This window comes from Serratia sp. J2, assembly GCF_046269175.1.
Classification (GTDB): domain Bacteria; phylum Pseudomonadota; class Gammaproteobacteria; order Enterobacterales; family Enterobacteriaceae; genus Chania; species Chania fonticola_C.
Genome location: NZ_JBKABN010000059.1, coordinates 1 through 7,134 on the forward strand (window position 1 = coordinate 1; position 7,134 = coordinate 7,134).

Genomic DNA, 7,134 nt, shown 5'->3' on the forward strand with positions numbered 1-7,134 from the left:
GTTCTATCGCCCGGCGGGTCTGGAAGGCAATGCCAACGATGCCGCCAAAGCGGTCACCTGGAATACCCAGGGAAGCAAGATCCAGGCAACCAACCCGACGCCATTCTATGCCTCGCTGGTCAATCTGTCTGTCAACGGCAAGAAGCTCGACAGTGCGATGATCGCCCCACGCAGCGCCATGACACTGGATTTACCGGGCCAAGCGGGGAGCAAAATCAGCGGAAACTATGTGAATGACTACGGTGCCGTACTGCCCTTCGATGCAGTCGTGAAATAAGCCCCCACAACGTCCCATCACATTAATTACCGTTTTCATCATTATTCAGGAAATCAGTTCTGAAGGGATTTTTTATGTCTAAATCTTTGCAACCTAGCCTCCAGGGGCGACTTTCCCCCCTGGCACTGGCCATTTTATCGACTATTTTTGTGGGGAGCACCCATGCTGCCGAATCGGCCGCCGTTGCACCGCAAGAAATCGCAAAGAATCTGGAGTTCGATGCTTCTTTCCTGAATGTTGATGATGAGAAATCGGTCGATCTCAGCCGCTTTGCCAACGGCTCCTCGGCATTGCCGGGCGTGTATAAAACCGCCCTGTATGTCAACGACCAGTTGGTCAGTAATGTCGATATCGAATTCAAGGCCCGGGAAGACAAAACCGTTTACCCTTGCCTGACACCCGATATCGTCAAAAATATCGCGTTCAACTACGACAAACTGCCTGCAGACTTTTTAAGCCCGCAGAAAGCGGACGATCAGTGTCTGGATCTGCAGCATAAATTACCCGAAGCGCAGGTGAGCTTTGACAGCAACGAACAACGCCTGGATATCGTCATTCCCCAGGTCTACATGTTGAACACAGCACGGGGTACCGTCAGCCCGGAGCTCTGGGACAGCGGTATTGCCTCCGCGCAGCTGGGCTATAACGTCAATGGCTACACCAGCGAATCTCATGGCGAGACCTTTAACTCGCTGTTTGCTGGCGTGAACGCCGGGCTTAACGTCGGTGCCTGGTACCTGCGGCACAATGGTTCGTATACCCGGATGGACAACGGGCCGAGCCAGTACAGCAATATCAATACCTACATGCAGCGCGATGTCCCCGCCCTCAAGGCTCGCGTACTGCTGGGCCAGTCGAACACTACCGGGGATCTGTTTGACACCTTGCCGTTCACCGGTGTGCAATTGGCCACCGACGAGCGCATGTTGCCAGAGTCCCTGCGTGGCTATGCGCCGGATATTCGCGGCATCGCACGGACCAACGCTCGTGTCACCGTACGCCAGGGTGACCAGGTGCTGTATGAAACCACTGTCACCCCCGGGGAGTTTCTGATCAACGATCTGTATCCGACCGGCTACGGCGGCGATCTGCGGGTCACCGTGCGTGAATCCGACGGTACCGAACAAACGTTCACCGTACCCTATGCGTCGGTCGCCCAGCTGTTGCGCCCGGGCACCTCCCGCTATGCCATCACGGGCGGCGAAGTACGCAGCGACAGCCTGCGGGAAAAACCGGCGTTATATCAGGCTACCTATCAGCGGGGGCTGACCAACAGCATTACCGGCTACGGCGGCATGCAGGTCAGCCAGGATTATTATGCGTTGCAACTGGGCACAGCGGTGGGTACACTGATTGGTGCAGTGGCATTTGATGTGACCCAGGCGCGTACGCACCTGCAAAACAGTACCAATGATAATGGTCAGCACCAGCCAGGCAACAGCCTCAGTGGTCAAAGCTATCAGGTGAGCTACAGTAAACTTATCAGCGAAACCAACAGCAATCTGTCACTGGCCGCTTATCGCTTTTCGACTGATGGCTACATGGATTTTATGACGGCGATGCAAACACGTGATGCAGTAGCCCAAGGGTATTCTCCGGACTCCATCTGGCGGGCCAAAAACCGTATGACGTTGACTGCAGGACAGGGGCTGCCGGATAACTGGGGACAACTGTATGTCAGTGGTTCTCTGCAAAACTACTGGAACCGGGATGGCAGCGAAAAGCAGTACCAGATGGGCTACAACAACCGTTACAAGAGCCTGTCTTATGGTCTGAGCGTCAACCGCAGCTTCTCCAGTCTGGGTACGGCGCAGACCAATTACCTGCTGAGCTTCAGCCTGCCGCTGGGCCGGGACGACCAAACCCATACGCCGCAACTGCGTATGGACCTGTCGCATGACAGCAGTGGCCGCTATGGCCAGCAGGCGACCGTATCCGGCAGTGCAGGCGCAGACAACCAGTTCAGCTATGGCGTGACCGCCATGAACGCTAACCAGGGCCAAGGCTCCAGCGGCTCATTGAGCGGTAACTACCGCAGCCCGGCAACGGCATTGAGCGGCACCATCAGCACAGGCCAAGGTTACCACAGCGCCTCGGCAGGCATGAACGGTACGGTGATTGCACACTCGGGTGGCGTGACCTTTACCCCGTACACCTCGGACACCTTTGCGTTGGTTGAAGCCAAGGGGGCCGAAGGAGCCAGCGTGTCTTCGTATCCGGGCGTGAAGATTGACTCGCACGGCTACGCCGTTGTGCCGTACTTGAACCCGTACCAGATGAATGACATTAGCATCGACCCGAAAGGTACTTCTTCTGATGTGGAGCTGGACAACACCAGCCAGAAAGTGGCGCCATACTCCGGCGCTGTGGTGAAGGTGAAATACAGCACCAAACGGGGTACTCCTATTTTGGTCAATGCCACCTATCAGGGCGAGCCGGTGCCGTTTGGCGCAGACATCTTTGATAACAAAGGCAACAATGTGGGGTCGGTGGGCCAAGGGGGACAACTTTATGCCCGCGTTGCGCAAGACAAGGGGCAGTTGCAGGTGAAATGGGGCGAAGGCAGTGCGATGCAGTGCACCGTCAACTATATGCTGCTGCCGGTGGCCAACGGACAAAAGCAGGCCGAAAGCCAGATACAACAATTTAATTCTGTTTGCCAGACAAATGCAGGGCAAACGACTAATACTCGTCATTCGGTACCAGCTTAATGCCTGACAGAGGAGAAAACACAATGAAACAGATATTTTCCATGAAAACTAATTTTAGCCTGTTGGGCGGGTTGGTTGTACTCTTTTCCAATACGGTGCAGGCCCAGGTTACGTGTCAGCCCTATGATGGTTCCGTCCCCAGAACGGATACCATCCAGTTGGCACCGATGAATATCTCTGCGGGGGTAGATATGCCGAATGGAACCATGCTTTATCGGGGATCCTGGTTCGGTGGAACAAGTGCTGGGTACCATATAACTTGTACAACACCAACCGTTCCAGACAGTTACAATTTTACGTTTAATCTTGGAATTGCAACGGCACCATTGCCATTGGCAAGCTGGACCGGTTCACCATTCGGTGGAAAAACTTATCAATCTGGGATACCTGGGATTGGCGTCGCCATCAACGATAACGGGAACGCTGTGACTATTGACGCTCCTTTTGCAAATGGCGGGACTCGAACACAGGCAATGACTGGAACAACAAATTACAATCGCGTAATTAGTAGTACCCGGTATATCAACCTGGTAAAAATTGGACCCATCGCCCCTGGAAGTTATACATTAAGTGCAGCCAACCTACCTACAGCAAAATTATTCTATGACAATGCGCCTGGCTCTCCGAATGTTGTAGGGTTCCCAATAATCAGTAATATATTAAAATTCCAGGGGACATTGACGGTTTCGGCTCAGACATGTGCTACACCAGATGTTGTTGTGCCGTTAGGCAGCTTTGATGCCAATAAAACCTTTACTGGAGTGGGGACAACGACACTTTGGGTGAAAACCAATCTTGCGCTACAAAACTGCCCGACGTTTTATGGCTATTATAACAACCAAAACGTAGTCAAAATGTTTGACTACAGCCAAGGCGGGGCCAGCACTATTCCTGCATCGACCAGTAATAATGTAGGCATTAGATTAGTGCCCAACACTTCGGTGGTTAATGCAGCCAACGGTATCATGGCAATAGACGCCTCCTCATCCTCAGCTGCTTCAGGGGTAGGGATACAGTTGGGCTGGGGGGATGTCAATCCAACGCCGTTTAATTTAAGTAATGAGCAGCTAATGGTTTTACCTAAAGACGGCAGTAAAAATATTGCTATCCCGTTATCTGCCAGATATATACAAACGGCTTCAACAGTGACACCAGGCCGTGCCGATGGCAAGGTGACATTTACAATAAACTATTATTAATTAGGCATCATTTAATAGCTGTATCAATTTAAACCCCCATTCCTTTTACGGGAGTTGTTGCCATTATTGCAACTCCCACAGAAAAAAAACACCTGCAATTATGAAAAGTGGATATTGCTTGATAAAAATTTAAGGACGAAAACCATGAGTATATACATCGTAACAGAAAATAACTTTTTCTTTATGGGTATTAAAGAGCAACTTCCCTTTAATGAAGCTAATATTAAAAAAATCCATCCTAATGAGTTTGATAAAAAACCATTCGGCGAATTTTATAATGAGGATATTTTTGTTTTTCACACTGCAAACTTCAGCATAGAGCTTTCATTTCTGATTTCAACCGGGGGATTGCCTGGCAAGTTGATCTTCATCCCGACAACCCGTAAAGAAAAATTCAGACTATCATTTAACCGTTATGTTTTCCTCGACACTGATGCCACAGTTGATGATATTTTAAATAGAATTTCAGATAATAATGAAATTGAAAACCTGAAATATCACGTAATCAAAGAACCACTGACTAAGCAGGAAAGAATCGTTATGCGCCACACCATTAGCCACTAAAATAGGCCAGTGTTTATCTATTTCAACCAAAACGGTTTATGCACACAGGCGAAATGCATTTCACAAACTGGGTGGCAGAAACCTGTTCGAAATCTGGCCCTTCAGGGGGAAATTTTTGTGTACCGAGATAGCGTGATATTTACTGGCTAGGTTGACACTCTTCTGCCCCCACAACAACTATAGCGCGATGGGGCAGGCTTCCCTCTATCCGCCAAGACCCCAATAAAATGTCACACATTAACAACATAACATTCACCCCCACCTCCTACTCACTTATTTTCAGCAACACACCACGTCACTGCAAGGTAAATTCATTAATGTTATAAAATAATCAAGGCATTAAGCAAATTTCTTATGTAATCATTGCTTTGCTTACCAAAGTGATGAAGAATCTGTTTTTTTCACCATAAGATCATTACTTAACACACTGACTTATTTAATAAAAATCACAAAACAACACAACTTTATATTACTTCATTCGGAATTTTCCTTACCTGACCGTATTCTTGTTTCAACAGCAAGACAGCACGTCAGACAGACTCACTGATGCGTGACTGATAAAGAAACAAAGGCACCGTTAAAGCTATTCAACAGGGGATTGTTGTTTATTATTCAGTGTGAATTATTCAGTCACACCGTTTAATTGACACCGTCTCTTATCGCCAAACGTTTCCCGCGCTGTTTACCGAGCCATATTGTACTTATATCGCCTCGGGCATTGTAATGATATTCCACCACCGGAATATCCGGATCGTTTACTCTATACAAGGTAAGTAGGAAATATATGAAAAAGTTAGCCATCGTTGCATCCCTGGTCGCCGCATTCGGTTCTGTTGGTCTGGCACAAGCCGCCTCTAGCGGTACCATCACCTTTAACGGAGAACTGACCGCTTCCACTTGTGATGTGATTGTAGATGGGCAGGCCGCTGATGCCACCGTCGTGCTGCCAACCATTGGGACCAACTTGCTGGATGCGGCCACCAAGACCGCAGGGGAAACCGGTTTCGTGATGTCACTGAACAACTGTGCTGGCACCCTGCAGACGGCCTCGGCCTTCTTCGAAGCGGGCGCTTCCGTTGACTCTGTCACCGGCCGTCTGAAGAACCTGACCGGTGGGGCGACCAACGTCAGCCTGCAACTGCTCGATGCCTCCAGCAGCTCCCGCTCGGTGATCCAGGCCGGTAACCAGAACCAGAAAACTGCCACCACCTACGTGGACGTGTCTGGCGGTAGCGCCAACCTGCCATACGCTGTGCGCTACTACGCAGAAGGGGCAACAACTCCGGGCACCGTAGTCAGCAATGTCGTCTATTCTATTCAATATCAGTAATGCTCTCCGGGAGGGGGAATTCCCCTCCCTGTCTCATATTGGGTTTGGAGTTTTTATATGAAACTTTTCTCTCACTACACCTACCAGGTTTTTACCCTCACAGCAATTGCCTTATTCAGCGCCCACTCTCAAGCCAGTGTGGTAGTCAGTGGCACTCGCGTCATCTACCCCTCCGATGCCAAAGAAGTCAGCGTCAAAATCAGCAACGTGGGCCCTTCGCCGGTACTGCTGCAAAGCTGGATCGATAACGGCGATGCCAATGCCAAACCTGCCGCGATAAAAGTGCCGTTTGTGCTGACCCCACCGATGAACCGGGTCGAATCCGGTAAAGCCCAGACATTACGTATCAGCTATGCCGGTGGCACATTACCGATGGATAAAGAATCGGTGTTCTGGCTGAACGTGCTGGAAGTCCCAGCCAAGAGCCAGGCCGCAACCGGCGAGAATAAGCTGCAGATGGCTTTCCGTACCCGCATCAAACTGTTCTTTCGCCCAAAAGGCCTGGAGGGTAATGCCAACGACGCGGCTAAAGCCGTCACCTGGGGCAGCCAGGGCGGTAAAGTGCAGGCTAACAATCCTACCCCATATTACGTTTCTTTCGTCAATCTGTCGGTCAACGGCAAGAAACTCGATAACGCCATGGTCGCACCGCGTTCAACTCTGGCACTCAACTTGGCGGGCAACGCAGGTAGCAAAATCAATGCAAGCTTTGTTAATGACTACGGCGCAGTGCTCCCCATCGACGCTGTCATTAAATAACATCCCTTTAGCTATTCAAAGTATATGTGATGACTTCGGTATCAAGCTCTTGAGGGGGCAAGATGTCAAAATTTCTGCGGCATATCACCTGGGATCGCGCCGCCCTTATGGGGATAGCGGCGCTCTCGATTTTTCTGGTGGGTAGCGCTCTGGCAGAGGAAGCCCCTGCGTCACGAACCATCCCGGCAAGCCTCGAGTTCGATTCGTCGTTTCTGAATGTAGATAATGAAGCATCGGTCGATCTCAGCCGCTTTGCCATAGGCGCTTCAGCCCTGCCGGGGACCTACAAAACTG

At 50.4% G+C, this 7,134-nt stretch carries 8 protein-coding genes; all 8 read left to right on the forward strand.

What is annotated here, in order from left to right:
- On the forward strand, positions 1-277 hold a 277-nt coding region (locus ACKWMY_RS27555), incomplete at its 5' end, for a molecular chaperone (protein ID WP_409487458.1).
- A 74-nt stretch (positions 278-351) separates the two neighbouring features.
- Positions 352-2,988 (forward strand): fimbria/pilus outer membrane usher protein, encoded by a 2,637-nt coding sequence (locus ACKWMY_RS27560; RefSeq protein WP_409487459.1) that lies wholly within the window; start codon positions 352-354, stop codon positions 2,986-2,988.
- 23 nt (positions 2,989-3,011) lie between these two features.
- Positions 3,012-4,187, forward strand: coding sequence for a fimbrial protein (locus ACKWMY_RS27565; RefSeq protein WP_409487460.1), 1,176 nt, complete (start codon positions 3,012-3,014; stop codon positions 4,185-4,187).
- Positions 4,188-4,331: 144 nt separating this feature from the next.
- The gene (locus ACKWMY_RS27570) at positions 4,332-4,751 is read left to right on the forward strand and encodes a hypothetical protein (RefSeq protein ID WP_409487461.1); all 420 of its coding nucleotides are present in this window, start codon (positions 4,332-4,334) and stop codon (positions 4,749-4,751) included.
- Between the two features lies 1 nt (position 4,752).
- Entirely contained in the window at positions 4,753-4,887 is a 135-nt protein-coding gene (locus ACKWMY_RS27575) for a LuxR C-terminal-related transcriptional regulator (RefSeq protein WP_409487465.1), read from the forward strand.
- 648 nt (positions 4,888-5,535) lie between these two features.
- Positions 5,536-6,081, forward strand: a complete 546-nt coding sequence (locus ACKWMY_RS27580; RefSeq protein ID WP_409487462.1) for a fimbrial protein — start codon at positions 5,536-5,538, stop codon at positions 6,079-6,081.
- A gap of 57 nt (positions 6,082-6,138) precedes the next feature.
- On the forward strand, positions 6,139-6,840 hold the full coding sequence (locus ACKWMY_RS27585) for a fimbria/pilus periplasmic chaperone (RefSeq protein WP_409487463.1): 702 nt from the start codon (positions 6,139-6,141) through the stop codon (positions 6,838-6,840).
- A 62-nt stretch (positions 6,841-6,902) separates the two neighbouring features.
- The coding region (locus tag ACKWMY_RS27590; protein ID WP_409487464.1) for a hypothetical protein at positions 6,903-7,134 on the forward strand (232 nt) is incomplete at its 3' end.